The sequence below is a fragment of the Prevotella sp. P2-180 genome, from assembly GCF_002251435.1.
Lineage (GTDB): Bacteria > Bacteroidota > Bacteroidia > Bacteroidales > Bacteroidaceae > Prevotella.
Genome location: NZ_NPJI01000037.1, coordinates 75,681 through 100,271, shown reverse-complemented (window position 1 = coordinate 100,271; position 24,591 = coordinate 75,681). Strand labels below are relative to the sequence as shown.

The 24,591-nt window shown below is 40.6% G+C and carries 51 protein-coding genes and 1 pseudogene; 36 read left to right on the top strand and 16 right to left on the bottom strand.

The genetic code is table 11. From position 1 onward, the window contains the following. Positions 1 to 8: 8 nt before the first annotated feature. The 36 genes and pseudogenes from CIK98_RS06485 (at position 9) to CIK98_RS06325 (ending at position 14,960) form a co-directional block, all read left to right on the top strand. The gene (locus tag CIK98_RS06485) at positions 9 to 335 is read left to right on the top strand and encodes a hypothetical protein (protein ID WP_094383450.1); all 327 of its coding nucleotides are present in this window, start codon (positions 9 to 11) and stop codon (positions 333 to 335) included. Between the two features lie 3 nt (positions 336 to 338). Further along, the gene (locus CIK98_RS06480) at positions 339 to 779 is read left to right on the top strand and encodes a hypothetical protein (RefSeq protein ID WP_094383449.1); all 441 of its coding nucleotides are present in this window, start codon (positions 339 to 341) and stop codon (positions 777 to 779) included. Positions 780 to 795: 16 nt separating this feature from the next. Beyond that, positions 796 to 1,047, top strand: a complete 252-nt coding sequence (locus CIK98_RS06475; RefSeq protein WP_141210438.1) for a hypothetical protein — start codon at positions 796 to 798, stop codon at positions 1,045 to 1,047. A gap of 55 nt (positions 1,048 to 1,102) precedes the next feature. Further along, positions 1,103 to 1,336 (top strand): hypothetical protein, encoded by a 234-nt coding sequence (locus tag CIK98_RS06470; protein WP_141210437.1) that lies wholly within the window; start codon positions 1,103 to 1,105, stop codon positions 1,334 to 1,336. Positions 1,337 to 1,348: 12 nt separating this feature from the next. Further along, positions 1,349 to 2,053, top strand: coding sequence for a DUF2829 domain-containing protein (locus tag CIK98_RS06465; RefSeq protein WP_094383446.1), 705 nt, complete (start codon positions 1,349 to 1,351; stop codon positions 2,051 to 2,053). Between the two features lie 47 nt (positions 2,054 to 2,100). Then, entirely contained in the window at positions 2,101 to 2,370 is a 270-nt protein-coding gene (locus CIK98_RS06460) for a hypothetical protein (protein WP_094383445.1), read from the top strand. Between the two features lie 5 nt (positions 2,371 to 2,375). Continuing rightward, positions 2,376 to 2,576 carry a hypothetical protein gene (locus CIK98_RS06455; protein WP_094383444.1) on the top strand — a complete coding sequence of 67 codons (201 nt, stop codon included), beginning with the start codon at positions 2,376 to 2,378 and terminating at the stop codon, positions 2,574 to 2,576. A 1-nt stretch (position 2,577) separates the two neighbouring features. Beyond that, complete coding sequence (locus CIK98_RS18030; protein WP_094383443.1) at positions 2,578 to 2,766, top strand: hypothetical protein; 189 nt, start codon at positions 2,578 to 2,580, stop codon at positions 2,764 to 2,766. Then, complete coding sequence (locus CIK98_RS06445; RefSeq protein ID WP_094383442.1) at positions 2,763 to 2,981, top strand: DUF2829 domain-containing protein; 219 nt, start codon at positions 2,763 to 2,765, stop codon at positions 2,979 to 2,981. Before CIK98_RS18030 ends, CIK98_RS06445 begins: the two co-directional genes overlap by 4 nt. An 18-nt stretch (positions 2,982 to 2,999) precedes the next feature. Further along, complete coding sequence (locus CIK98_RS06440) at positions 3,000 to 3,245, top strand: hypothetical protein (RefSeq protein ID WP_094383441.1); 246 nt, start codon at positions 3,000 to 3,002, stop codon at positions 3,243 to 3,245. A 1-nt stretch (position 3,246) separates the two neighbouring features. After that, positions 3,247 to 3,423 carry a hypothetical protein gene (locus CIK98_RS18025; RefSeq protein WP_172409844.1) on the top strand — a complete coding sequence of 59 codons (177 nt, stop codon included), beginning with the start codon at positions 3,247 to 3,249 and terminating at the stop codon, positions 3,421 to 3,423. Further along, complete coding sequence (locus tag CIK98_RS06435) at positions 3,423 to 3,872, top strand: hypothetical protein (protein WP_094383440.1); 450 nt, start codon at positions 3,423 to 3,425, stop codon at positions 3,870 to 3,872. Before CIK98_RS18025 ends, CIK98_RS06435 begins: the two co-directional genes overlap by 1 nt. Beyond that, positions 3,869 to 4,102 (top strand): hypothetical protein, encoded by a 234-nt coding sequence (locus CIK98_RS06430; protein WP_094383439.1) that lies wholly within the window; start codon positions 3,869 to 3,871, stop codon positions 4,100 to 4,102. The genes CIK98_RS06435 and CIK98_RS06430 overlap by 4 nt, the downstream gene beginning before the upstream one ends. After that, positions 4,095 to 4,457: a hypothetical protein gene (locus tag CIK98_RS06425; protein WP_094383438.1), complete on the top strand. Its 363-nt coding sequence runs from the start codon at positions 4,095 to 4,097 to the stop codon at positions 4,455 to 4,457. Before CIK98_RS06430 ends, CIK98_RS06425 begins: the two co-directional genes overlap by 8 nt. Next, positions 4,454 to 4,606, top strand: a complete 153-nt coding sequence (locus CIK98_RS18020; RefSeq protein WP_172409843.1) for a hypothetical protein — start codon at positions 4,454 to 4,456, stop codon at positions 4,604 to 4,606. The genes CIK98_RS06425 and CIK98_RS18020 overlap by 4 nt, the downstream gene beginning before the upstream one ends. Further along, positions 4,582 to 4,983 carry a hypothetical protein gene (locus CIK98_RS06420; RefSeq protein ID WP_094383437.1) on the top strand — a complete coding sequence of 134 codons (402 nt, stop codon included), beginning with the start codon at positions 4,582 to 4,584 and terminating at the stop codon, positions 4,981 to 4,983. Before CIK98_RS18020 ends, CIK98_RS06420 begins: the two co-directional genes overlap by 25 nt. Next, positions 4,980 to 5,261: a hypothetical protein gene (locus CIK98_RS06415; protein WP_094383436.1), complete on the top strand. Its 282-nt coding sequence runs from the start codon at positions 4,980 to 4,982 to the stop codon at positions 5,259 to 5,261. The genes CIK98_RS06420 and CIK98_RS06415 overlap by 4 nt, the downstream gene beginning before the upstream one ends. A 9-nt stretch (positions 5,262 to 5,270) precedes the next feature. Beyond that, positions 5,271 to 5,405, top strand: a complete 135-nt coding sequence (locus CIK98_RS18905; protein WP_256387758.1) for a hypothetical protein — start codon at positions 5,271 to 5,273, stop codon at positions 5,403 to 5,405. After that, the gene (locus tag CIK98_RS06410; RefSeq protein WP_094383524.1) at positions 5,402 to 6,178 is read left to right on the top strand and encodes a site-specific DNA-methyltransferase; all 777 of its coding nucleotides are present in this window, start codon (positions 5,402 to 5,404) and stop codon (positions 6,176 to 6,178) included. Before CIK98_RS18905 ends, CIK98_RS06410 begins: the two co-directional genes overlap by 4 nt. Before the next feature lies 1 nt (position 6,179). After that, a pseudogene (locus tag CIK98_RS06405) lies at positions 6,180 to 7,190 on the top strand (radical SAM protein). A gap of 131 nt (positions 7,191 to 7,321) precedes the next feature. Then, positions 7,322 to 7,633, top strand: a complete 312-nt coding sequence (locus CIK98_RS06400) for a hypothetical protein (RefSeq protein WP_094383435.1) — start codon at positions 7,322 to 7,324, stop codon at positions 7,631 to 7,633. Then, on the top strand, positions 7,630 to 8,034 hold the full coding sequence (locus CIK98_RS06395; protein WP_094383434.1) for a hypothetical protein: 405 nt from the start codon (positions 7,630 to 7,632) through the stop codon (positions 8,032 to 8,034). The genes CIK98_RS06400 and CIK98_RS06395 overlap by 4 nt, the downstream gene beginning before the upstream one ends. Beyond that, the gene (locus CIK98_RS06390; RefSeq protein WP_216358959.1) at positions 8,034 to 8,429 is read left to right on the top strand and encodes a hypothetical protein; all 396 of its coding nucleotides are present in this window, start codon (positions 8,034 to 8,036) and stop codon (positions 8,427 to 8,429) included. Before CIK98_RS06395 ends, CIK98_RS06390 begins: the two co-directional genes overlap by 1 nt. Continuing rightward, positions 8,429 to 8,632: a hypothetical protein gene (locus CIK98_RS06385; protein WP_094383433.1), complete on the top strand. Its 204-nt coding sequence runs from the start codon at positions 8,429 to 8,431 to the stop codon at positions 8,630 to 8,632. Before CIK98_RS06390 ends, CIK98_RS06385 begins: the two co-directional genes overlap by 1 nt. A 224-nt stretch (positions 8,633 to 8,856) precedes the next feature. Further along, positions 8,857 to 9,264, top strand: coding sequence for a YopX family protein (locus tag CIK98_RS06375; RefSeq protein ID WP_094383431.1), 408 nt, complete (start codon positions 8,857 to 8,859; stop codon positions 9,262 to 9,264). Next, positions 9,248 to 9,565, top strand: a complete 318-nt coding sequence (locus CIK98_RS06370) for a hypothetical protein (protein WP_094383430.1) — start codon at positions 9,248 to 9,250, stop codon at positions 9,563 to 9,565. Before CIK98_RS06375 ends, CIK98_RS06370 begins: the two co-directional genes overlap by 17 nt. Before the next feature lie 158 nt (positions 9,566 to 9,723). After that, positions 9,724 to 10,086 (top strand): hypothetical protein, encoded by a 363-nt coding sequence (locus CIK98_RS17605; RefSeq protein WP_141210436.1) that lies wholly within the window; start codon positions 9,724 to 9,726, stop codon positions 10,084 to 10,086. A 13-nt stretch (positions 10,087 to 10,099) separates the two neighbouring features. Beyond that, positions 10,100 to 10,759 carry a nucleotide modification associated domain-containing protein gene (locus CIK98_RS06365; RefSeq protein ID WP_172409842.1) on the top strand — a complete coding sequence of 220 codons (660 nt, stop codon included), beginning with the start codon at positions 10,100 to 10,102 and terminating at the stop codon, positions 10,757 to 10,759. Next, positions 10,756 to 11,037, top strand: a complete 282-nt coding sequence (locus CIK98_RS18015) for a hypothetical protein (protein ID WP_094383428.1) — start codon at positions 10,756 to 10,758, stop codon at positions 11,035 to 11,037. The genes CIK98_RS06365 and CIK98_RS18015 overlap by 4 nt, the downstream gene beginning before the upstream one ends. Beyond that, positions 11,021 to 11,350, top strand: a complete 330-nt coding sequence (locus CIK98_RS06355) for a hypothetical protein (protein ID WP_094383427.1) — start codon at positions 11,021 to 11,023, stop codon at positions 11,348 to 11,350. Before CIK98_RS18015 ends, CIK98_RS06355 begins: the two co-directional genes overlap by 17 nt. After that, entirely contained in the window at positions 11,334 to 11,561 is a 228-nt protein-coding gene (locus CIK98_RS06350) for a hypothetical protein (RefSeq protein WP_094383426.1), read from the top strand. Before CIK98_RS06355 ends, CIK98_RS06350 begins: the two co-directional genes overlap by 17 nt. Continuing rightward, complete coding sequence (locus tag CIK98_RS06345) at positions 11,558 to 11,893, top strand: DUF4406 domain-containing protein (protein ID WP_172409841.1); 336 nt, start codon at positions 11,558 to 11,560, stop codon at positions 11,891 to 11,893. The genes CIK98_RS06350 and CIK98_RS06345 overlap by 4 nt, the downstream gene beginning before the upstream one ends. Continuing rightward, a complete protein-coding gene (locus CIK98_RS06340) occupies positions 11,881 to 12,606 on the top strand; it encodes a hypothetical protein (protein ID WP_094383424.1) in 726 nt (241 codons plus the stop codon). Before CIK98_RS06345 ends, CIK98_RS06340 begins: the two co-directional genes overlap by 13 nt. Positions 12,607 to 12,610: 4 nt before the next feature. After that, positions 12,611 to 13,102 carry a hypothetical protein gene (locus tag CIK98_RS06335; protein WP_094383423.1) on the top strand — a complete coding sequence of 164 codons (492 nt, stop codon included), beginning with the start codon at positions 12,611 to 12,613 and terminating at the stop codon, positions 13,100 to 13,102. Between the two features lie 210 nt (positions 13,103 to 13,312). Further along, complete coding sequence (locus CIK98_RS06330) at positions 13,313 to 14,086, top strand: hypothetical protein (protein ID WP_094383422.1); 774 nt, start codon at positions 13,313 to 13,315, stop codon at positions 14,084 to 14,086. After that, positions 14,064 to 14,960 (top strand): hypothetical protein, encoded by an 897-nt coding sequence (locus tag CIK98_RS06325; protein ID WP_172409840.1) that lies wholly within the window; start codon positions 14,064 to 14,066, stop codon positions 14,958 to 14,960. Before CIK98_RS06330 ends, CIK98_RS06325 begins: the two co-directional genes overlap by 23 nt. 36 nt (positions 14,961 to 14,996) lie before the next feature. Here the strand turns inward: CIK98_RS06325 and CIK98_RS06320 are convergent, their stop codons facing one another. The 16 genes from CIK98_RS06320 to CIK98_RS17600 all read right to left on the bottom strand — a co-directional run bounded on the left by CIK98_RS06320 (position 14,997) and on the right by CIK98_RS17600 (position 24,564). After that, on the bottom strand, positions 14,997 to 15,827 hold the full coding sequence (locus CIK98_RS06320) for a tyrosine-type recombinase/integrase (RefSeq protein WP_094383420.1): 831 nt from the start codon (positions 15,825 to 15,827) through the stop codon (positions 14,997 to 14,999). A 76-nt stretch (positions 15,828 to 15,903) separates the two neighbouring features. Continuing rightward, entirely contained in the window at positions 15,904 to 16,506 is a 603-nt protein-coding gene (locus tag CIK98_RS06315) for a hypothetical protein (protein WP_141210435.1), read from the bottom strand. A gap of 62 nt (positions 16,507 to 16,568) precedes the next feature. Beyond that, entirely contained in the window at positions 16,569 to 16,880 is a 312-nt protein-coding gene (locus tag CIK98_RS06310; protein ID WP_094383418.1) for a hypothetical protein, read from the bottom strand. A gap of 2 nt (positions 16,881 to 16,882) precedes the next feature. Further along, positions 16,883 to 17,485 carry a hypothetical protein gene (locus CIK98_RS06305; RefSeq protein WP_094383417.1) on the bottom strand — a complete coding sequence of 201 codons (603 nt, stop codon included), beginning with the start codon at positions 17,483 to 17,485 and terminating at the stop codon, positions 16,883 to 16,885. 181 nt (positions 17,486 to 17,666) lie between these two features. Next, positions 17,667 to 17,924 (bottom strand): hypothetical protein, encoded by a 258-nt coding sequence (locus CIK98_RS06300; RefSeq protein WP_094383416.1) that lies wholly within the window; start codon positions 17,922 to 17,924, stop codon positions 17,667 to 17,669. 38 nt (positions 17,925 to 17,962) lie between these two features. Further along, a complete protein-coding gene (locus CIK98_RS06295; protein WP_094383415.1) occupies positions 17,963 to 18,547 on the bottom strand; it encodes a hypothetical protein in 585 nt (194 codons plus the stop codon). A 60-nt stretch (positions 18,548 to 18,607) separates the two neighbouring features. Further along, entirely contained in the window at positions 18,608 to 18,991 is a 384-nt protein-coding gene (locus tag CIK98_RS06290) for a hypothetical protein (RefSeq protein WP_094383414.1), read from the bottom strand. A gap of 133 nt (positions 18,992 to 19,124) precedes the next feature. Then, positions 19,125 to 20,087: a hypothetical protein gene (locus CIK98_RS06285; protein ID WP_141210434.1), complete on the bottom strand. Its 963-nt coding sequence runs from the start codon at positions 20,085 to 20,087 to the stop codon at positions 19,125 to 19,127. 110 nt (positions 20,088 to 20,197) lie between these two features. Next, entirely contained in the window at positions 20,198 to 20,437 is a 240-nt protein-coding gene (locus tag CIK98_RS06280; RefSeq protein WP_094383412.1) for a hypothetical protein, read from the bottom strand. 64 nt (positions 20,438 to 20,501) lie between these two features. Then, complete coding sequence (locus CIK98_RS06275) at positions 20,502 to 21,146, bottom strand: hypothetical protein (protein WP_094383411.1); 645 nt, start codon at positions 21,144 to 21,146, stop codon at positions 20,502 to 20,504. 68 nt (positions 21,147 to 21,214) lie between these two features. Beyond that, entirely contained in the window at positions 21,215 to 21,451 is a 237-nt protein-coding gene (locus CIK98_RS06270; protein WP_094383410.1) for a hypothetical protein, read from the bottom strand. A gap of 62 nt (positions 21,452 to 21,513) precedes the next feature. Further along, entirely contained in the window at positions 21,514 to 21,795 is a 282-nt protein-coding gene (locus CIK98_RS06265; RefSeq protein WP_094383409.1) for a hypothetical protein, read from the bottom strand. Positions 21,796 to 21,856: 61 nt separating this feature from the next. Beyond that, complete coding sequence (locus CIK98_RS06260) at positions 21,857 to 22,240, bottom strand: hypothetical protein (RefSeq protein ID WP_094383408.1); 384 nt, start codon at positions 22,238 to 22,240, stop codon at positions 21,857 to 21,859. A gap of 159 nt (positions 22,241 to 22,399) precedes the next feature. Beyond that, positions 22,400 to 23,140, bottom strand: coding sequence for a hypothetical protein (locus tag CIK98_RS06255; protein ID WP_094383407.1), 741 nt, complete (start codon positions 23,138 to 23,140; stop codon positions 22,400 to 22,402). A gap of 75 nt (positions 23,141 to 23,215) precedes the next feature. Then, on the bottom strand, positions 23,216 to 24,016 hold the full coding sequence (locus tag CIK98_RS06250) for a hypothetical protein (protein ID WP_094383406.1): 801 nt from the start codon (positions 24,014 to 24,016) through the stop codon (positions 23,216 to 23,218). A 368-nt stretch (positions 24,017 to 24,384) separates the two neighbouring features. After that, the gene (locus CIK98_RS17600) at positions 24,385 to 24,564 is read right to left on the bottom strand and encodes a hypothetical protein (protein WP_141210433.1); all 180 of its coding nucleotides are present in this window, start codon (positions 24,562 to 24,564) and stop codon (positions 24,385 to 24,387) included. Positions 24,565 to 24,591 lie beyond the last annotated feature (27 nt).

The window sequence follows — 24,591 nt, the reverse complement described above, 5'->3', positions numbered from 1 at the left end:
GTTAGATTATGACTAAAGAAGAATATCAAAAGAGAATTAATGAACTTAAGAGACAAAAAGAAGCGTTGGACGCTCAGATTAGACAAGTACGTAAGGAGTTTGGAGACTCCTTGCTGAGAGAACTTGGAGAACAAGGAATAACTCCAGGCACTAAGGTTTCAGTTAAAACGAAAGCATGGCGGGGTGATGAAATTGACATCGAAACTTACTTCTTCGGAGTATCTCTCGAATGGGGTGAGATGAAATACGTCTTCCGTAAAATTAAAAAGGACGGATCGATGTCTCAGGTAAGCCAATACATCGGAGGACCGATTATTTCAATTCATAAAATATAAACTATGACAAGAGAAGAAGCACGCAAAGCAGCGGAAGTAATGCTGGCTTATGCAAATGGAGAAGAGATTGAAACAATATGTTTCGAGGATTATATACCTTGTGAAAATCCATCTTTTAATTGGATAGATGATAAGGGTATAGAAAATTATAGAATTAAACCAAAACCGAAGTACAGACCCTTCAAGACCCAAGAAGAGTGCTGGAACGAAATGCTGAAACATTCGCCGTTTGGCTGGATATATAGTAAAAACAGAAGTTGTTATTATTGTATCATAAGTGTTGAAGAAGATAGAATAGAATTGCCTCCCAGAGAACAATCTCGTTCTGAAGGACCGCTAAAAGAATTTTACCTGAAAAATTATCATTGCTTTTTTGAAGAAGCGTTAGAATTGTTTAAACTCACTTTCGCAGACGGAACGCCATTTGGAATAAAAGAGGAATAGCCATATGAATAACGATATGAATGAGGTCAGTTGCAGGGTGATGGATATAAGTAAATTCTTTGACGTAGTGCAGCATATTCCTGCAAAGGACGATAGAGTGATACCTGTCAATAATGCCCGAAGACAAGCCTTAGTAACAGAATACATAAAGCTTCTGATGCAGATAGCCACTTTAAAAAATGTAGCCGAGGAATATCCGGGCAAGACCATTGAGAATATCATTCAGCAGTTGGAGGCGAGAAAGAAGGAGGTTGAAAATGCCAATTAAACCCGAAAATAAATCTCGCTATCCAAAGAACTGGAAGGAGATAAGAGAAAGGATTTTGAAGCGAGCAAATAACCGTTGCGAGTTCTGTGGAGTGGAAAATCACACTTACCGCTACAACCCCAAGACGGGTAAAGACGCATACATCGTGCTGACGATTGCCCACCTCGACCACACTCCCGAAAACTGCTCGGATGATAACTTAAAAGCATTGTGTCAAAGGTGTCACAACCAGTATGACGCAGAGCATAGAAAACAGACAAGAAAAGGCAATAGTGCCGAAAAACAATAAAATTTAAGCACGATGAAAAAGTACATTGGTACAAAGCAAATTGAAGCCGAACCGATGACAATGGGTGAGGCTTATGAGAAGAATCTCCTGCAAGCAGGAAGAGTGCCTAACGAGTCAGAAAAGACTAAGGCAGGTTATCACGTAAAGTATGGGGGTGGTTATGAAAACTGGTCGCCAGCCGAGCCATTCGAGAAGGCTTACAAAGTCGCCGACACTCCGCTTGACAGAATGACTATCGAAGAGAACGAACTTGACGACCGCATGCAGAAACTGTATGCTTTTATTCGTGGCGATAAGTTCAAGGAATTGGATAGTACCACGAGAGCAATGCTTGCTGTTCAATATTCGGACATGTCTGCATACTTGAACGTACTTCGCTTACGGTCAACTAAGATGGAAAGTAAAGACGGTGGTTGTTCAGGTATATCGTTCGGTTCAGCTATTGCGCTGCTAAAAAGCGGCTTCGCGATTCGTCGTTCGGGTTGGAATGGTAAGAACCTATTCGTCATTAAGCAAGTGCCGGCACATATCGAGAGTGACATTATCCCAAAGATGCAGTCACTTCCTCAGTCTGCCAAAGACCTTATCCTTAATGACAAGGGATTTATTGACTACACAAACCAATGTCTCATATACAACAGTAATACAGGTCGAGCCGACTCATGGGTGCCGAGTATATCAGATGTATTTGCAGATGATTGGGAACTTGTAGAGTAGCAACCAAGAGCCGTATGTGACAGGTGCGGCTCGTAAACCAAACTAATATGAAAAAGCCAGAAATAATTATCGAAAAAGGAAGGGAGAAAGATGAACTTCATGCCTTGTCTTACGAGTTCTTTGATGCCGTAAACGAGTACAACAAAGAACATACCGACCAAGCGCACGTAGTAGTACTTGCTTGCGACTCTAAAGGTGGTGCGAGTTTTATGGTTGGCGATACTGAAATGTGTGTCAAAGAGTTTTGTGAAAGTGCAGTAAGACATAAAGGTTTTTTGGACTTACTTAAAGGTATTTTGGATAAACTACAAGATTAGTGTTTATGGAACAAGAAATGTGGTTATCAAGGGATGAAAATGGTGCTTTGTATTTTCACGGTATTTCAAAACCTAAGAAAGATACAGGGGATGGTATGTGGATAAGCGACAATTATAACCCTTATCCTATAAGCCCAGATTTATTCCCCGAAGTACAATGGTCGGACGAGGAACCGACCAAGGTTAAATTAGTAATTGACAAATGATATGAAACAGAATCTTGATGACCTTCAATCAGGTCAAATAATGTTAGTAGTGAAAAACGACGATGGCTCATTCTCGCCTCTTGGTATCAGCCCAAGTCAGGCCGCAATTCTGAACAGACTCTTGGGTTCTTTCAGCGGATCTGAGCCGTTTGTGGTTAACAGAGAAGTTAAACTCGTAATTGATAAATGATATGGACTTTTTCAGAGGCATTGAAATTATTGAAACAAGGCGCAGTAATCAGAAGGGCGAGTTGGAGCGGTACGAAACGCATTGTCCTGTTGGCTGGTTCTGCGGATTTGGAAATACTACCGTACATAGGTATAGTCACAAAGGATGGCAAGTATGGTGTCTATACCGCCACGAATTGCGATATACTTGCTGATGATTGGATGCGTTATTGTTAAACAGGTAAAATAAGTGATATGAAAATAAAACAATGTAATCGTAACCCATATTTTCTGGCTGATTTCGCTTATGATGGAGAATTTAGTGACGGAGGACATTTTGAGTTGCGAATACCAGAAAAAGATGTCGAAGAATTTGCAACTAAATTACTTCAAGCCTATAAAGACGATAAGAACGGAAAAGTAAAAGTTATACCACCTCACGTACATATTACTGCGAAAGGCAATATTTTTCACGATGGGGTAGTTATTAAAAACGAATAGTATGAAAATATCAGAACTAATCAAGAAGCTCCAAGAAATCCAAAAGGCACACGGAGATATTGAAGTGTTGGCTCTGGAAAACACATACGGCGAGGGTGAGTTTGTTCCGCTTGAAGATAGCGGAGTAAGTTTTGACAGATTTAATGAGGGTAAAAACATTGTATATATTGGTTGGTAATGGAATACAAGAAAGACAAACGAACAATGAACCTAACCCTCCGTGATATTCACGTAGGCGATTGGGTGCAGGTGTGGAGCGAGCAGACAGAACGTTACTCGCCTCCATTAAAGATAATACAGATATGCGATGACGGAACTATTTACCTCGTGACAAGTGACGAGGAAAGACCGACACCGTGGGAAGAGGACATCAAGAACGTGGATGCGCTGGAGATAACCCCTGAGCTGCTTAAAGGATTCGGATATGATATTGCAACAAATAAATATGGCGATACCGTAGTGTTATATAACGGCAAAGAAATATGCCGATTATTAAAATTTCTTAGATGGTTTAGTTTAGAGACCTCGGAGGAGAAACCTTACCACTTTTTCCATGAGTTCTTAGATGGTATGTACGACGATTTCCCCGAATTATTAAGTCTTGAATGGAAAGGAGTCGAGAAATGACCGAGCAAGAATTTAACAACCTTGAATGGCAGTTCAGCAGCCATTTCAACACGCCGACCAGCCATTCGACGGTTGATAAGTGCAAGACAATACCAACACTATTTCGTTGCGTCAAAGTCAACTACAAAGATGGCGAGCCAAGCAATAAAGGTGGTTATACTCACTATATGCTTGATAAAAAAGTCTACAAGTCAAAACAAAAATTGTTGGAGGCAATTAATAATGATTAAACTAATTGATTACAGAAATGACGAAAAGGGGAAAATCGTGTTCATTAACAAATCCTGTATTGGAGGAATGATAAGAAAAGAACAAGAAGGATTGACCCGTTTGTGGGATAATGGAGTGACAGAATGTGCAGGGTATGATTTTAAGGAAACTCCCGAAGAAATTCTTGCAATGCCAGACATAGAGGAAGGTAACAAGGTGCTCGATTGGGAGCAGCGGAGGTATGAGATAGCGAAAGACATAACAGCTGCTATATACACAAGACCTAACGTAAAGGGTACTTTGCTCAATTATAATCAGATAGTAGCCGCCGCTGACGGATTGATAAGAGAATTAAAGAAAGGAGGTGAGAAATGATTTTAGATACATACCATAATGGCTCAGAATTAAAATTTGTCTGCCGCAAATACCCCAAGGCAGTGTTTATTCCTAAAGACCATCATTACAACGCTAATAACAAACGTAAGAAAGGAAAGAAGAAATGGAAATCAAAGAACAAGTATTGAGCATTGAGCAGATGAAGCACCTGCAAGAGTTGGGTGTTGATACGTCTGATGCGAGTATGTGTTGGGTTGCAGGAGAAGATACATTTACAGATGAAGAAGAATGGAATTTATGTATTCCTAATCATTTTCTTTTGCCTTATAATATTCCGACATACACTACTGGCGACCTTATCGAGAAACTGCCTAAAACAATCGGAATATATCATCTGATGATAGATTGGAACTTAATGAAAATTGAATATACAAATTGGTCTTGGCAAGAATCTGTGTTTAGAGAGTATTTTACTCTTAATGATAAACCTTTAATAAATACCTTGTATGATTGCTTATGCTGGGTAGCTGAAAATCATAAAGAACTATTGGAGGTGAAGAAATGAAAATAGATGAACAAGTTGATGGTTCAATACCTAAAAAAGACGTATTGCTTCTTCTACCTGGCATTAAGAATTACGACACATTGCTTGATGATTACAGATGGGTTGTGCAAAACGTACCAAATTACAGACCATTGCACGAAATACTTGAATTGCTGCTGTTTGAAGAGACTTATTGCGGAGGATTTGATGTTGATAGAACAGGTCATTATAACAGGCAATACACATTCGATGTGTACAGCGATGGTACTGCCGAGTATATTGGTTTGTGTAAATGCTAAACAGTAATTATGAACAAAGAAATCTACTGTGGCGAGTGTGAGAAATTTGCCTACGAAGATACGGATGGCTACGGCATCTGCGGCAAGACCAAAAAGGTATGTTACTGCAGCGACAAGTGTCACTTAACAAACGGAAAACCATAATGGAGATAGATAAGATATACTTAGGCGACTGTCTGGAACTGATGAAGGAGATACCCGACAAGAGTATTGACTGCATTATCTGTGATTTGCCGTATGAGGTATTGAACAAGAACAATGTCAATGTGCAATGGGATAGAATTATTCCATTCGAGCAGTTATGGGGACAATATGAACGTGTGATTAAAGATGATGCAGCGATTATTCTCTTTGCGCAAGGTATGTTCACTGCCAAGATGATGTTGTCGAATCCGAAGTTATGGAGGTATAATCTGATATGGGATAAGGTTGCTAAAAACGGATTTCTTAACTCTAAACGTATGCCGTTAAGACAACACGAGGATATTTGTATATTCTACAAGCAATTACCAACTTACAACCCTCAAATGGTAAAATGCGAGCCACACAAAAGAAACCATACAAAGGGGAATGGCAAACATCAACAAAAGAATAGTTGCTATGGAGCATTTGTTGAAGTGCCAACGATTGTTTCAGACGAGAAATATCCTACATCTATAATAACCATTCCAAAAGAGCATAAAAATGGGCAATTCTTTCATCCTACCCAAAAGCCAGTAGAGTTAATCAGATACCTAATTAGGACATACACAAATGAGGGTGATTTGATACTTGATAACTGCATAGGCAGCGGTACTATGGCAGTTGCAGCCATAAGGGAGAAGCGACACTTCATCGGAATGGAACTCAATAAGGAATATTACGATATTGCCTGCAAGCGAATTAAGAACGAATTAAATAACCCTACACTATTTTGATATGAAAATAGGACTTATTGATGTTGACGGACATGCAAAGAAAAAGAAATGGGGAGCGACGATATACCCAAATCTTGCCCTTTGTAAGGTAGCCTCTTACCATCGAGCGAAAGGAGATGGCGTGGAATGGTATGACGGAATGTTCGGCGGGGAATACGATATAGTCTATATGGCTAAGGTATTCAACTTCTCTCCTGATTACACTGGTTATATCAATGCCAAGCAGATTGTGAGGGGCGGTACTGGTTATGACGTTTGTTCAATTTTACCCAACGAAATTGACGATTGCCAGCCGGACTACTCGATATACCCTTCTATCCCAGGTGACACGTCTTACGGTTTCCTTACGAGAGGTTGTCCTAACAAGTGCATGTGGTGTGTCGTCCCAAAGAAAGAGGGAGCTATCAGACCTTATTGGGATATTGATAGGGTAGCCAACGGACGAAAGAATGTTGTACTGATGGATAACAACTTCCTTGCGGCAGGAGATTATGCACACGAGCAACTTGACAAGATCATAGCCAAGGGTTATCATATAGACCTCAATCAGGCAAACGATGCAAGGCTAATGACTGACGAATTTGCAAGGAAATTCGCCAAGGTTAAATGGCTGAACAATAGGATAAGATTTGGCTGCGACACAACAGCACAGATAAAGTACTGTGAGAGGGCTATTGAGATGATAAACTCTTATGGTTTCAAGGGTGAGTATTTTCTTTACACAATGATTGGTGGGGGTAATGGTTTTGAAGAGTGTTACAGCAGAATTAATCATTGACACGAAAAACTATTGGAGTTCCGAAAGACCAAGCAAGGGCGACCGGTGTATGCCTATGCACAGCCTTACCGTGACCCGTTCGGGAAAGCGAATGAAATACCGATGTGGCAGAAAGATATGGCTCGATGGTGTAACAAACGAATGATATTCACAACTTGCGAATTTATGGACTTCTCACCTCGCAAGGGATTTAAATGTAGTAAATATTTTGAATATGACGCACTACGATTTTGACCTCTGCTGCAACGAGCTATGCCCCAAGCGGTTCAGTTGCCAGAGGTATATGATATACAAGTATAGCGAGTGGGAGTACTGCTACGTTATGCACGGATGTATTGATTTTCAACTCTTTAAATAATACAGATATGAATTTCTTTGAACAAGGCAAGAAAGACTTGACGCAAGAAACCGAAATGGAAATCTTGCAAAAGCAGAAACACAAACAAGTGTTTATTGGTAGCACTAAAAAAGTACCAGGACATACGATGTTCTCGTTCAACACCGTCACTAAAGAAATCAAGATCGCACCTGTAAAGCGAGAGGCAGTGATTGATTATCGCACACGGACTCCAAGATACAAGGAGTCTATTATCATTGAAAAGAACTGTATATATTTTCAAGCACTCAACAAGAAGAACTTTATCAAGAAACTTAAACGTTACGGATATACATTATGAAAGAGAAGAAATGGCGAATAGAACTGACGGAGCATCAGTTAATGCTGATTGCTAATTGCGTGGAGGACTGCCATAGGTTCATCGGCGGTCAGATGGAGCTAATTAATTCAACGGCTTGTCTCAAGCATTATCGGGAACTTAGAGAGAAACTTAGCAAGTTGCAACCGCTTGTTACCCCATTGCTCGGGCCTGGGGCAAGTTATGGATGGAATGGTGGTTCTTGTCCCGATGATAACCAGCGTAAGTTTATCGCAGAAACATACTATCTCTATCGTGAGATATACCACCAACTGACCCTTGAAGCGGCAAAGGACATGGATATGGGGTGGTGCGTTTATCTTGGCAGGACATTGACTTGTGATGAAAGTGGCGAACCTATTAAAGTAGAAAGGATTGAGTAATGACAAAAGATAACGTATCTCCATTAGGAAGCCTTGAAGATATAAGTAACGTGTGTAATGAACTTATAAAATTCAATATTGATGAAAAAGTTAACAAAACGCTTCACCTTGTGCTGAAACGCAAATGGTGGGATATGATAGCAAGCGGCGAAAAAAGAGAGGAATATCGCGCACAAAGTGACTATTGGATAAAGAGGCTTGTTGATGGGGAATATCACGGCAGTGATAAACTTGACAGATACAAGCCGTTCGAAAACGTTTGTTTTCACCTCGGCTATACCAATACCACGATGACGTTCAGAATTGTCTGTATATATCAGGGATATGGTGTTCCTGAATGGGGCGGCGGCAAAGAGCGGGTGTTTATAATTTCACTTGGAGAAAGGGCTGAATAATGGAACTGACGAAACAAGATAAGAAACGAATACAAGAGAGGGTTAGTAAACTATCCTTCCGTATAGCGGACGAGGCAAACGAGTATGCAAGGCTCTACGAGAAATCCTACTACGAGGAAGTTATCAAGGTGTGTCAAGCACGAATTGATGCCATCGACATTTATCACGAGCAGACAACAAAAGTAGCAAACAATGAGACTTAGGCAAGCGAAGAAAATAATGGGGTGGTGCAAGGGCGAAGGCAACTGGCGCTCCAAAGACTACCGAAAGAGTTTTTGGAGGAAATGCAATAAACTTCGCCCCGGTTATTATAACAAGAGAGGTGTATGGGTGCATCCATCATGTCACGACATAGACATAATCAGTCGTGCTCACACAAGGCTCTTTCGATGGATAAGAAAAGGTAAGAAATTTAAAGAACAGAATCATGAAGGTTGAAAATATTAAATTCAGAGCCAAGCGCACGGACGATGGCGCATGGGTATACGGCGACCTTACGCACGTGCAGAGGATATGCACGAAGGAGCAAACCGAGAAGAGCGGCAGACGCACAGAACCAGCCGTGAGGATTGCAAACTACGACGTGGACGAAGAGACCATCGGGCAGTTTACTGGGCTGTATGACAATAGTGGCAAGGCAGTGTACGAGGGGGATTTGCTCAGCGGAGAGGACAACAACGTAATCGTCGTGGTATGGTTTGATGCTGGGTTTTGCGATTGCAACTCCAATGCCATTGTGTCTTTAAGGGAACTTGGCGTAGAAGACCGAAAAGTGATAGGCAATATCTACGACAATAAAGAACTATTAACGCAAGAATATGAAAGAATTGATTAATGTAGCAGAAGAGCTGCACAAGCAGTTGAGTGATTTACGAGAAAAATTGGCTTCAAATTTAAGCAGCGACGACAACGAAACATTGTTAAGGGCAGAATGTTTTATGTTGAACATCATTAAGCGCAAGGACAATATCGTTGACCTTAGCGAGGTGTGGAAAGATGGTAAGAAGGAAAAGCCAATACCATGTTCCGATATTGTCATTAGGGATTGTTGTATAACATCAGGTTACGAAGATGTTGTCGATGAAAGCCAGTGGGCGTACCTTGATGATTTATTACCGAAAGGAGACAGTAAGTAACAAGAAATCGGGCTGGCTGTACAGCCTTAAGTTGAGGGATTTACCACTCGATAACTATTGTAAAATTCAAATATGTGTTATAAAAAATAGATACAGCAACTCGTAGAACAATGTGAAACAAAAGACGTCAAACGAGAAAAAACAAAAGAAATAACAATATGGAAAAACAGATTTATTACGCAGACCTTACTCCTTGCGATAATATGGATGACTACAAGGAGGCTTCATTTGTACCTCAATTCGTACTTGACGATACAAAAAAGTTCGATACCAAGCCTCCTATCGGGGTAGTGCAGCTGGCCACCCATCTTGGATGGTGTATCGTAGCTAAGTGGTATAATAATGGCTCTACACGTATTTATGGTGGAACTGAAGATACAATAAGGGCAGGAGTGTCAATTCTTAGCGGTTGTTGCGATTCGGGCGATTGCTACTATGCCTTTTACGAGGAAAAAATCAGCACCAAGTTCATATCTGAGGAAGATATGTCGGTATTTTACGGATATACAACTTACAACTAAAATCTTATTAAGAATGGAACAGAAAACAGAAATTAAGATAAAGGGTACTGACAAGACGTTTGCGACCCAAGTAATAAACGAACTAAAAATAGAGGACTTGAAGAATAGGGATTTCGTTGCGTTTGACTACAACGGAAACACCGCAGTTACACGACTCACATCTGACGATGGCGATTTTATGTACGCTGTTGGCTTGTGGCACGACTCTAATCTCGTTGGTGATACTGATGCAATATGGTATGCGGATAACTTGAAAGATGTAAATTCAGTATTTCCGATAACTAATCTGCATTATGCCACAATAGACGAGATAAAACGTTATGTTAATGCACTGACGTATTCTTTCGAGATACGTGAGCAGATACAAAGGGAAAGAGAGCCGAAGATGCTTCCTGATTGCGTCACGACTGAAGATTACATCAAGAGCCTAACGAATAAATTGGCTCTTACACTGCAAGCAAAGAACCACGATTATAATTCTGCTTTCTCGGAAATGTTTGACGAGTTGGGTATTGATTATGCCTATGGCAAGCTGCGTGAGAAGATGAATAGAATAAAGGTGTTGCGCAGCAAGCCTAACATGGTCGAGAACGAGGGCTTGGAAGATGCCTTGCTCGATACAGCAGGGTATGCGATATTAACTCTTGTTGAACTCAAAAAGAGAAAGAAATGACACAAATTAACTACAACTTAAAAGTACACCGTAAGAATATACGGTGTGCTAAGACTAAGTACGACATAACAAAGGCTTTTATTGACTCGTTCAAAGAAACTATTGAGGACAACAAGCGAATGAAGGATGCTTTATTGGCATTCTCTCAATATCTTCAAGGAAATTTCAATCACTGCATTCTACTTGATTGTAACGATGAAGCGGTTAATGAGTTGATAAACATTGTCGGTTCAGGAATTAGGAAATTAAAACAAGAAAGAAATGAAGATACCAAGTAAAATCAGAATCGGCGGGCAGGACATAGTGATTGAAATGCCCGAACACTTACCCGACAATAACTTGGGCGATATTTGTGTAGCGGAAGGAAAAATCCGTATAGCCAAGAAATTCTCAGACAGCGAGCAGAGTGAAACGTCCATAACAAACACCTTTATCCACGAGGTTGTGCATGGTGTGCTAAAAACTATGGGTGAATACGAACTGAACGAAAACGAGAGGTTTGTATCTACATTCGCATCGTTATTGGTAGATGTTATTGAGGAAATTGTCAAAGTAAACAAGGAGAGCTGTTCCAATGATAAATCTGAGTGAGTGTAAGTTCGGCGATAGGCTGAAAACAAGGGATGGTCGTATGGCGGTGTTTCTTGGCAAAGGTTATGAGTATGCAGAAGGTTTCGCCTGTCCCGTTAAAGGCGAAGAAAATAGTTTTTCCTATATGTTCTACAGACGTGATGGAAAGGTTTTTTATAGTGCTTTTGGTAACAAGTATGACATAGTAGGCAAATGGGAGGACGAGGAATGAAAAGAAAAAGAATATACATATCAATTCCAATATCGGGGCACGACCTTGAAGAGGTTAAAGCAAAGGCAAGAGATATAAGAGAGTGGGTATTATGGGATGAGTTTGGCTTAGAAAGAGGATGGCATCGTCCAGACGTAATCACCCCCTTTGACGTTTGCCCCGAACCCGACAAGTCATACTCGTACTATATGGGCAAGGATATTGAAGCCTTATTGGAGTGTGATGCTATCTATCTATGCGAAGGGTGGCAGAACTCCAAAGGCTGTATGGCAGAGTTCGAGGTGGCAAGAATTTACGGTAAAGAAATCTTATTTGAGTCATGGGGAAGGTAATAACGTATTACAACGAAAGGGAGTTTGAGGCTATTAGAGTTGGCGCAAAAGTGATAGATAACGGCGTGTCACTTATAACTACCGCCGGCATTCATTGGTGTAGAAACGCAATACAACGCTTGCGCGAGACCTCATATAACAAAGGCAGGACAAAGCACCTGATTAACGTGCTGTATGCCGAGCTGAAACAAAAGGAAATAGTAATGCGCAGTGTTATGGTGTCGCCTAAATTTTATGATGCCTATACCGATGCCGTTATAGATGCTTCCGATGAAGACGTGGAGAAGTTCAGAAGAACAATCATAAGGTCTCTGAAAAAGGCGGGAATAGAAAACGAGGAAGCCTTGTCTACCATCGAAACTGCCAGAGTAGTACTCCATATAGCTAAACACCTCTACGAAGAAGCGATAGCCAAAATACGGAAGGATGCGGGGATAGTAAGAACACCCGACGGAAGAATTGTCACCAGGAACTATGACGAGATGTTTTCCAATATGCGCCCGCATCGTCTTGTGATGGCTGCTGAGAATCTGAGTAACAACCTATATGAGGGGATGGCTTGCGACCTCAACACAAAAGAAAGCAAAAGGATATGGCGGGCGATGGCAAGACGATTTGAGGATGGTGTCTATATCAAGGCTTGTCTCAAAGAAGCTTTCAAAGAGTGTCCTGAGTTTAAAAACGAAATCAAGGTTAAAACTTTAAAAGAATAAAAGCATGGGAAGAAAATCGACTATTTACCAAAACTACAAAGTAGTATTGTGTGGCGGCATCATGCCAAAGCAGAGTGTAGAATTTTCGGCAGGTTATGATCTGTATGTTCCGTTTGATACGGTAATCAAACGTGGCAGACAAGCATTACCTATCGGTGTCAAGATAGATGTGCCAAGGGGTATAGACGGACACATACGTCCTCGTAGCGGCTTTTCTGCCGAGGGAGTGGAAGGTTATACCATTCCGCTGTTCGAGTGGCTTAAACCGAAAAAGAAGCGGTTTGACGCAGATGTTATTGAAGGTACTATCGACCACGGGTATAAAAACGAGATAAACATCATCATCATCAACCACGATGAGCCGTTTCTTATCGAAGGCGGCACGCGCATTGCGCAGATGGTGTTCAACAGGCACGAATTGCCAATCTTGCTTGAAGTTGATGAACTGACGGGCTTCGACCGAGGCGGCGGCATGGGGCATACAGGTTCGAAGTAATAAAAACTACATATTTTATAACAGATGAGTAATAAATACGCGTACATTGCCTAATTTTGTTGTGCCATTATATTTATTATATATTTTTGTTTAGAACGATTTAACTCTGGAATATCGGTGCGTGAGCATAGGTTATTTCCGTAGGCATTGTACATTTTATCAGCGCCGCCTGTCCTATATTGGGCGGGCGGTTTAATTTTATCTTTAATTATGGAAAAATACGTATCATTTGTAAGAAATCACAATCACCCTGACATCAAACTGTTCGTATCAGGTTTCTGGAGAATACCATTCGTTTGGGCATTCGTAAAGTACTCCAGTGACATAAGGCAAGCCATACCATTAAACACCGATCAGTTACCCTATGTCTGTAAGGCTTTAACAAAGCGGTTCCCCTCAGTACGAATTGACTGTGATGAAAATATCGAAGCGTTTAAGGATAAGAATCCATTCTATGTTTTACGTTTCAGAACAGCAAAAGGTGAGGTTTTGTACCTTAAAAGTCTTCAAGGGAAGGATAGGCAAAAAGGCGTTGAACTTGACAAGGAAATAAGACACGCATATCTTTCCATGTCGATGAGGGATATAAGAAGCGTGTACAATCTGGCATTAAGACATGCAGGCAAATATGTGGTTGATATTCTACCTGTATACTTGAACATAAAAAATACTCTCAACAACCCTAATTTCCTCATCGTATCAAGAGTTTACGGTAGGATAAGGTTTATATATTTACAAGACGCGGAAAAATATACCTTTACAGAATGGCAAGGCAATGCCCAGTTGTTTGGTTATGATGAAGCTATGGAGAAACATGAGCGTTTGTCAGAGCGCCACACTGACCGGTGCTTCAGCGTAATTGCAGCACCAAAACCAAAAGTGAATGCGAACAAACTTCAAGACTACTTTTGTAAGAAAGGAAACAACAACCGCGTTATAGTATCAATAGCACTCAAAGATTATGAATGGGAAACTAGCAAATAAAAGAATGTCAGAGAAAGAGATGCGTCTCGAAATAGCCAGAAAGACAATGCGTCAATACTACGAGAAGTTCGCCATACACCATAAGATATGGATAAGGAAACTCATGGAGAACTTTGTAGGGCGCGATGGCTTTAACGTGCACACAATGATGTTGGCCGACAGATATAAAACACCCGAAGATCAGATGATAGCCTTGTTTGCCTCTTTGCTTGTAAGGGACAAGGGTGTCAACATTATCATGCAGCAGACTAACAAGCTCTATTCAATACTTACCGAACACCCATACGAGTGGTTTAATAACTTCGGTTATATCCCCTTTGGAGATGCGACCATGAGAGACAAGCTGACCCTCTACTCGGTCAGGTGCGGACAAATATGCGACTTGCTTGACTCGCTTATGGATATTCAGAAGATGGCAAGTTCTATCCAGTCCTATCTTCAGGTTGTAATGAAACGTGCCGATGGTGTTGAGGTTGTAAAACATGCCATTGGAGAGGGTGCAAAAATCAAGGATATAGATTATGTCCTTCCATTGATGCTTATCAGAATGTCGCACAAGAAAGGTCTTGGCCTTGGAATTGTTGACATTGACGATAGTCAGCTTCTCCCTTGGAATAGTGATGTAAGAATGTTCCTCAACACTTTCTCCATGCCAACGGACAAGTTTTCCGCTGACGAGAAAATCGAAATGATGGGCTTTGAGAGCAAGAGCGATTTCTTCTATGCCTATCTCGCATATAAGGACTTGATGACGAGATATTCAACTGAGTGCCGTAGATATGCGACAACATTCAGGACGAGAATGACCTTACGTTGTGACAGAGAAAACATGCACACGTTCGATATGAAGAAAATTCTCCCGCCCCTTGAATAGTAGAGCCCCTGCACAGAATTAACCGTGCAGGGGCTTTTATTTTGCCTCAAAGAAGCGCATTGCAGCTTCTCCTACTCTCTTTGTGTCAATACATATATACCTGTTACTTGTTATGTTGGAGTTTGAATGGCCTGCTAACTTGGAGATAACCTCTGTTGGCACGTTCATTTCTGCAAGTATCGTACAATAAGTCCTGCGCGATGTGTGCTCAGTGACAAACTCGTACTTGTGGCCTTTTTTGAGTTTGCCGTTTACGAATAGTTGGACCTCTTCATCCATGCCGATATTTTGACAGATTTGCTTAATAGTCCTGTTCACGACAACGGAATGCCTTATCTTTGTCGGCGGTTCGTATATATACTTCCACAAAAGCGCATGAGCGGGTTGTTTTACCTCGGTATGGGTCTTTTTCGATACATAAGTTAAAACGCCGTTGCTGATATTGCCAGCGCCTATCGCTATTGCGTCCGAATACCTTGCGCCGGTCAGGCATCCTCGCATGAAGATGTTTTTCACATCGCGCTCCGTATCGTTTTTTGGCTGGTAGGCATCGAGTTTCATAACCTCTTCGTAGCTAAGTGCTATATGCTGTGAAGGCACCGCCTTTACTCTCATTTGCGGGTTGGCGCAAGGCATGAGGTTTTCTTCGCTATACCTTGCGAGAAAGGCCTTTATGACGGCTATGTAAGTCCTCGCCGAATTTGGCGATACTCGTTCGGTCAGGTAAGAACACACCCTCTCCATGTTGAGTTTGGTAATGTCCTTCCATGAAATCTCGCTCTTTTGTAAGCTGGTTTGCATAAACCTCAGTAAGTGAGGGTATGCAGGGTTTACCCTCATAAACTCTTTTTCAAAATTCATTTCCATAATATTCAATTTATTGGTTATCGAACCGCTACGGCCACCTAAGACCGCAACGGCAATTATTAACTAAACAATTACATTATGGATTTAATATTCGTTTTTCGTACATAGTTGTGCGAGAAACAAGCGTTGGCATGTGTACTACGCCAGCGAGATGTCCATCGTCAAGTTTTCTATGTTTCTTACAGTACTCTTCGAGTGCTTCGATGGCCTCCAGTAAGGAATATGACTTCATAAACCCTACTTCAAGTCCTGCCGTGTTGTCGGGATCTTCGCCTTTTTCCATTACGTGTTCAATTGTACATTTTGTGGTGGGGTTTGCCAAATACATAGTTGGTTCTTGACACATATTGTCAAGGGCTTCGTCAATATCCGCAAAGTCGGAGATGTACACAAGTTTACCATCATCGAAGAAACAATGGCTAAATGCCCCGCTCTTCCAATCAATATATACGGAGAACGGAAGGTCGTCGGTGTCCCAATCGTACATTAATATGAAATGCGCCTTCGGACGTATCTCCAGGATGAAATACCAAACAGTGATGTTCATCTCATTCCCAGGGAGTTTTTGTAATATCTGAGGGTTACTCATCATAAAATACCACCTTCTCGTCTCAAAAAAATCGAGGCATTTTCTGCTAAAGTCCTCAAAAGTCATTTTGTTGTTAATTCTTTTTGCCATAATTTTTATTTTAAAGATACTGTTCGTCATCCGCAACAAAACCAATCGTTGCGGACGGATAGTTATGGCAAAGACTCGGCAAAGGCACTTTCTCTCTCTCTCAGCTTCTTTAAAGTTTTAACCTTGTACATAATATCTTTGTCGTTCGTCCGTTGCAGGTACGCATCGAGAAGCCTTTGTTTGTCTCTTGCAAACTCATCTCTTGTTATGTCTGCACATACATCGTACCTCGCGGCCATTTCCAATATATCTTTCTCGATATATCCAATTAACTTTTCGAGTAGTTCGGTGTCCCAACTTTCATCAAGAAGATCTATTTTTGTAAGAACACCTAAGTACCCTTCATTGATTTCTTGTATATTGTCTAATTCCATAGTTACTCGCTTATTACTCCGTTGTCGTATTCTTCAAACTCTTCCTTAGTGATTATCTCAAAAATGTAATCGTGATCATCAATGAAGAATGGGTGTGTTTCCTTTATATAGTAGGTTTCTCCATTGCCGGCAACGAACTTGAAGAAATTTTGGTGTTCTTCGTTGGGGTAGTCCTGAGTCACACAACCAGATGCCATATAGCACACACCTTCTATAATGTCGGCGTTTGTAATATAATAGGTGTCTGTGTTTATCCCATGTTCTGACTCTAATTTAAGATGATGTTCGTAATTTTCCCAATCAGCCTTGACGTATGGCACCGGTTCATCATCGTGGTAATTCTCAAACATAAAGACTTCTTTGCCTTTATCACAAGTTTCATCGTATTTCTCGTACAAGTCGTCAAACTTATTTTCAGTAACCACGTCTGCGGCTCTGTCCATATAACCGCTATCATCGACTTCGTATAATTCGGTGTAACTACCGTCATTGCAAACTACTTCTTCGATATTCTTCGAGTGGGCGAGGAATATTTTTTCAAAGCCATCTGCATTTTCTATCTCTGTATTTATCACTAATCTGTTGTAGTGCTTCCATTTTTTCATAGGTATGACTTAACCGTGATGTCGAGGGCTTGCGTGTTAAATGTGTGTTAAAAACACAAGAAGTGATTGTTGTTTCCAAATATCTCCGTATCTTTGCACCGCAATCTTCGGATTGGGTCAGCCTTCGGGCTGTGGATTTAAACGAAAAAGTTTAGAGGGGAGCGGCCCGCTCCCCTTTTTCTTAATCCCTTATGGCATCAAGAAAATCGTCAATTGACTTACAAACCTTACTTATGTAAGAATCGTCATAGGTGAAATCACCGTCGCCAGAGTCTTTGCATTTGTCCCAAATTAATTTACGGTCTTCTTTACTTAGTTCTGAGGGATTTACGCTAATTTCGAACCAGCGTCCGTAGTTGTCACCACTATGGTACACGCCGTTTTCTATAAACTCTTGCTTAACTGCTTCGTAGCTAATTTCATATCTGATTGTTATCATAGTTTCTGACTTAACCGTGTTGTCGAGGGCTTATGGGTTTATAATCTTCCAATATTCGTGTAGTTAGAGAGGTGTCCCATAGGAGCACCATACTGGAGTTTCTTGACAACCTTACCATCTTCAGTTGTAATTCCGTCGTTCAGAATGATAGTAACAGCAATCTTACCATCACAGTCGTACTGGTTAGCGGAATATCCTTGTGAGAGTGTAGGTAATTGCCATTGCCCCCATGGAATGCTGCGCAGGTAACGCATAAGCACGTACAGGTTATCAACAGAGGCTTCAATCGCCACAGACTTGTCAATGTTGCCGATGCTCATTCCGTACTTTGAGAGCATTTCATTGTAAGCCTTGGCAACAGATTCCTTTTCGGCATTTGCGCTTTGCAAACGCATAGCCTCGCGGTACTCTTTTTGTTTCTTGGCTACAAGTTCGCGGTCTTCAACAAACTCCTTGAAGTCCCTCTCGTCCTCGATACAATGGTCAAGGAAAGCGGAAATGCCACCACGTTGCATAATCATAGCACCAGCGTTCTTGGCTTCTGGAGTAAAGGTTAGTGTACCATCGTCGTTCTTAGTGATAAGATAGACGTTCTTCTTTGTGCAATAATATAAATTTTTCATAATTGAATGACTTGACCGTGTTGTCGAGGGCTTGATAAATAATAGTTATGGAAGGGGAGGCTACTCCCCACCCACGTAATTTTCACGCTCCATTGCTTTGTCTATGAGGGAACGGATAAACGAACTTGCGATACCTTTAGACTTCACAAAGTCGGCTTGGTTGGCGTTCAAATAAATCATGAAGGCCTTGTTAAACGTAACCCTTGAACCCTTTTCGTACTTCGTGAACGTGAACTTCTCAGGATACATAGTTGCAGCCTGGCTAGCGGTCATAAGAACAGCACTGTCACCATACATGATGCGTATCTGTGGCGCAACCCTTTGCGAATAGACTACAACAACACTGTCACTATCCTTGATGTAGACAACTCTCTGCTGCATCTTGACATCTGACAGGTCAAACAATTTGCCTTCCTTCAGTTTAATTACTTTGTTTAATTCCATAATATATTCTTTTTGAATTACATTGCAAAGTTATAATATTATTATATATATTGTATAATACATATAAGATATATAACATATTTTAAACATTATTGTGTTCCGTTTACCCGAATTAAAGGATAAACGGATAAGATTACAGAATGCGGTACAAGACTTCTTCACGCCACTTAATGCCGTAATCCTCAACTCCTTTGATGAACTTGTTAAAGCCGTCCTTATCGATGTCTGACAGAGATTTTACCTCTACGCCAGTATATAGACGATAATCGTCAAGAATTTCTTTTGGCTCGCAAGTCACGAAGTCCTCGTACATCAGGAATAAGACTATCCTAACCTCTTCGACCAGACTAAAGTAATCTCCATCGAAAATATCGTCAGGAACGAACACCTTTGGTAGCCATCCGTTTTCCCTTAATTCCTCCTCTTTTTCAGGATTGTCCTTTAGATAGTCCCTAAGGGCGTAAGACCCAATATCAAAATTTAAATCTTCTAACCCAAGTACATCACGAGGGTCTATTTCTCGTGTGAAAAGGTCGTCATCAACAGCAAGACAGCCATAACCATGGCCGTAGAGCAGTTCATCGAATCTTTGATAGAACGAAATGATATGTTTGTCATCCCATATCTCTACGGTGGGGAGCAACGTACAACCATCTATTGAACGTTCTACCGTCACGGAAATGGACTTGTAGTTACAGTCGAAATTCTCCCGACCCTGCCTGTTGTAACCGTCGAACTTTCTATAAGCTATAGAGAATGGCAAATCTTCAAGTTCGTGAAGCAGTTCCACGAAATCTTTCTTTGCCTGACTAAGCATGGGGATAGTGAGTTCGCCCACTTTGTAATGGTATACACCTAAAATCTCATTAACATCTTTGGCAAGCAAATATTTGGGGTCTTTGATGTAATTAGGATCGTCTTTGTCCCAAGTCAGGTTATCGGCAAACTCTACTCCATGCTTACGACAGGCATCATAGCACTTTTCAATCTTGTCGATAGTTCGAAACATTGCGGTAAAGTCGTCGTTTTGACAATCACACCAAGTCACTAACTTTTGCAGCTTTTCCACTGCATTTAAACTTCTTTTTTCTTCCATAGTTGTTTTCTTTTTAGTTAATAATCGTACTCTGTCCGCTTCAATACAGACAGAGTGTAAGACCAGAATATTCGCCCCCTTCCAATTCTGCCACTTATTCATTGGCAGTTTTACGACCATTCATTCAGGTTAAAAATCTGTATTCTGTAATTCCATTTCAAATCTGGTGTATAGAGGTGTTCTCTAAGATATTGCCTCATGTCACTTACACAGTTCAGTTCATCCTCGCTATACCACCCATTTTTAATTATATTGGATATAGCGTTTTCAAGTGTGTCAAAAACACCAACAATACATGGACTTCCTCCCCATTTATCGCACTCAGACACGACATAAATTTCTTTCTTCATATCTTTATTGTTTTAATTTGTTGATAATCGTACTCTGTCCGCTGCAACACGGACGGAGTCAAAGTCAGTTCCAATAAGTAAAATAGGCATAGTCACCTACCTCAAATGAATTGTTCTCGATAACATCCTCCAACTCTTCGAGAGTCAAATCCTGTGGATGCTTGCCTGTTTCCTCCATGATGCTATTAATACTTTTAGTATTGCCGGTACACAAGTCAGGATATTTGTCGCCGGCTATCTCGTAGCAATCCAGGAGATACATCTTCGTAGCCTCGTCTCTGTCCTTTGCGCCATAATCTTCTTTATAGTGTTTGAATCTGCACTCTTCACTACAAGCGTAATGGTTTGTAAGGTAAAAGCCCTCTGTCATTGGCATGCCACAATAACTGCACCAGCGGACACCGCAATCTAAATACGTCTTAAATTTGCCAGCGTTAATACCGGGATAAAGCGAAAGGATATGGTCGGCAATAGTAACGAGTGCTTCAAACGCAGTCTCGAAATCAATGTAACCATCCTCATTCCAGAAGTGAGACAATTCGTCCATCTCTTCTTCTCTTTGGGTCATAAAGTCTACTATCACCTTGTCAGTACTATTCAGTTCAGAATAGTCTGCTTGCTTAGGATTTGACACTATGAACATATCCGTTTCGTTTTCGCGATACAAGCGCATGTAAAGCGCATTAGCATATAAATTCATTTTGTTCATAATAAAATTGTATTTAGTTAATAATTAGAACCTAAGCCGTAGTCATTGCGACTTAAGTTGGATAGAGTCTAAGCAGAGAAATCACCATTGCGTTCCCTATAAAACTCTATTAGGGAGCGGATTCCGTGCTTCTCGTTCTCGGTTAGGACATCAAAATCCTTATGAAGTCTTTTCTCGAATACAACCTGAGATTTCTTGCACTCAGTAAGAGTTCCGAAATAAGGAGGAATAGCTGTTACAGGACAATAAAGCATATAATTGCCCTTTAAATTGTTTTTGCTGATTATTGACAACATTTCTTTCATGATTGTATTTCTTTAGTTAATAAATAGTAATCCAACCTCTTATAAGAGATTGGATTTTGGGTTCAGTTGTCAGTAATCTTGAGAAGAAGGTGTTTTACCACAACCATCCTGACAAGGTTGTCTTTTCTGTCATAAAGAGAAAAACAATTCTCTGCTTCATCAAAAAGCAAAAGGTTATTTCTGTTAGCGTATTCTTCCAACTCCTTGCGCCTTGTGTTGAAATGATTAAAGGCACCCTCTTTGTTGTCTCTGATAGTGATAGGGTTATCGTAACAACTGTTTCTTGTTTCTTGAACAACCCAAATGTGCACACGTTTTACTCCGTTAGATTCAATTGTCTTCATAATCGTATTCTTTTAGTTAATAAATAGTAGTCCGCTCCTTGCCATAGAAGCGGACTTCGAGTTACTTGCGGGGGTCATATCCTTTATTGTGGAGTTCGTTAATCACCCAAACCCTGCAATGGTCTTTAAATATTGTCACTTCCTCATAACCATTCCCGAAGTAACTTTTAGCAAGTTTCTTGGCTTCAGCAAGCGTGCGGCAATCGTCTTTGTCATCTTCACCACAGTCTTTGTCCCATGTGATAATGTGGTATTTGTCAAAGTCTTTCGGCTTGACAGAAAAATTCTTGTCGAGAATCCTCTGTATTTTCTTTTCCGTGTTTTCGAGGATGGTTTGGATTTCCAATCGAACATCACTTCCAAAAGCAGAGTCGCTACAACTTGAAATTGTATTCTCTAATGAAACTTTCAGATTGTGCAAGTTATGCCATTCGTCTATTGGCATTTGTAAATGACTTGTTTTAAGCATAATATAATCTCCTATGATTTAGTTAATAAATAGCACTCCTTTCGCTTACCACGACGAAAGGAGCTGGATTGGTTAGTAGGACTTTGCTTGATTTTTTTGAAAGTATGCCGCAAGCAAATGCAGCATACTTTAGTGTTAATCCTTACGCTTGACGTAGAAATAGAACTCATCACCCCAAAACGCATCTCCATATCCGAATGGAACTTCTGTCAGGTCGCAATTCAACAACCTTGACATACCTTCCTCGTCAGCATCGGATATACTGTATTCCTCTAACTTCTCGGTATTGATGAAAAATCTTCCTCCGAAATTAATCAAAGGCTCCAAACCTGATTCGGAAATCTTCTTCTCCAGTTCTTGCAACTGTTTAAGAAGTTCCATTTGTTCTTCGGTCGGTTTGATGAGTTTCGCCAACGATTCTTTTACAATCTCCGTTCCGTCCTCCTTCTTGATTACGAGGTCGCAGTGTTGCATCGCTGTCACATAAGAACAGAACGTTTGGCTCGGGACTTCATCTTCGTTGAAACTCAACTTGTCATTCTTGTCAACATGAACATAAAGTACAAGCGGATCTACCACAACCTTTACAGGTTGGTTGTTTTTGACAACCCAGGTAGTTCTTTCCTTCGGATTGTCATAATTCACCCAACAAGCCAAGCATTGCATTATTGTTTCCGGTCTGATATTTCTCTCATAGTCATCGACTGACAGATAGAAGTTGTCGGCAGGTACCCAGTACTCTTTCTCCCGATGTAACACACAAATGTCGATAGAGCCATTTTTTTGGTAAGCATAAGTATCGATTCTTACTTCAAGCAGTTCGCCATTAACGAATGAATAACCATTGTTACTTACAAAAATTTCAAAACTTTTCATAATAATTGAATTTAAATTGTTAATACTAAAATAATTGCAAGTGCGCTATAACCTGATATAGCACACTCTGAATGATTACCGCTTGACGTAGATGTAGAACAACTCTTGTCCATACTCGATTCCGTCGCTGAAATTAAAGTCAAATATAAGCTGACCTTCACGGCAAACTGTTTCTTCTCCCGGCCTTTTTTCGAGATCTTCTTCTTCACTCCACTCGCTGACCACGCGAACTTCCTGCACTTCTTTTGTGTTGAGTGCAAACCATGTGGAATCGTCTCTGTGTACCAACTTAACACCAGCAGCATAAAGCTTTTCAAGAGTGTTGTTCAACTCCTGTAACAACTTTTGCTGCTCATCATTTGGTTTGAGAAGTTTTATGAGTCCTACGTGAGTCTTTTCCGTTCCGTCCGGCTCAACCGAAGTGTAAGAAGTACTCTGGATTGCCTCTTCATAGTCCCAATAAAGCTGCTCCTTTATTTCAGAGGAAGTGACCTTGAAGCAGTTATGTCTTTCAAGCGAACACTGTATAGAGCACAAACCAAACTTTTTTTTGACGGGCAGTCCGTTCGAATCTATAGCATACGCAGACCATGTATCAGTCTCTCTGTTGTATCGGATATTCTTAATTTTCCCTACAATAGGGTACTCTCGCATTGGAGAAGGTTTTCCTTGCTCGAAGTCCTTCGTTGAATCGAAATAGTCTTCAGGGCGAACCCTGTACTTATTCTCTCCGTCAGTACAATTGATACGAATCCTCTTACCAATGGCAGTCTGCAAAATGTCTATCGTTTCTGCCTTTACTGCAATAAGTCTGTCATCAACAAGTGCATAACCGTTCCAACTCTCGTCATTTACAAAAGCATTGAATTTTTCCATAATTAATTGAATTTTAAATTGTTAATACTAAAAATAATTGCAAGTATGGCGGTCACTACACCGCCTTACTTGCTTGGATAGTGTAAGGTGTAAAACACATTGGTATGTTTTGCCGCTCACACCATTTTAATGCGTCCTCGTATATATCGAATACGACAGTTCTTGGGTCTAATACCAAAAAACGAAAACCTTGACTTTTAAGATCTGCCTTCATAGAACGAAAACCGTCAAATGTCATTGCCTTTTTCTCGCCGGTTTCCATATCTGTAACCGTCTTACTCCCGAAATCGTAAACAAATTCCCTTATGGAATTGTTCCTATAAACCGTTATTTCTTCCGTCATACATTACAGTTTTAGAATATTGATACTATCTAAGTCTATACTTCCACCTCAATGCCTTTGTGAGTGAGTTAACCACCTTGAAGGGTAATTCGTAGAAATGAGTTCCAATACTATTAAGACGCAATGCTTGCGCCTTGTCTATCTTCTGATAGCCTCGCTCACCATTTTCTGAAATGGTGTAGCAAAAATACTTGTTGTCTTGCATAATTGTTGAATTTAGTGAATAATTGTA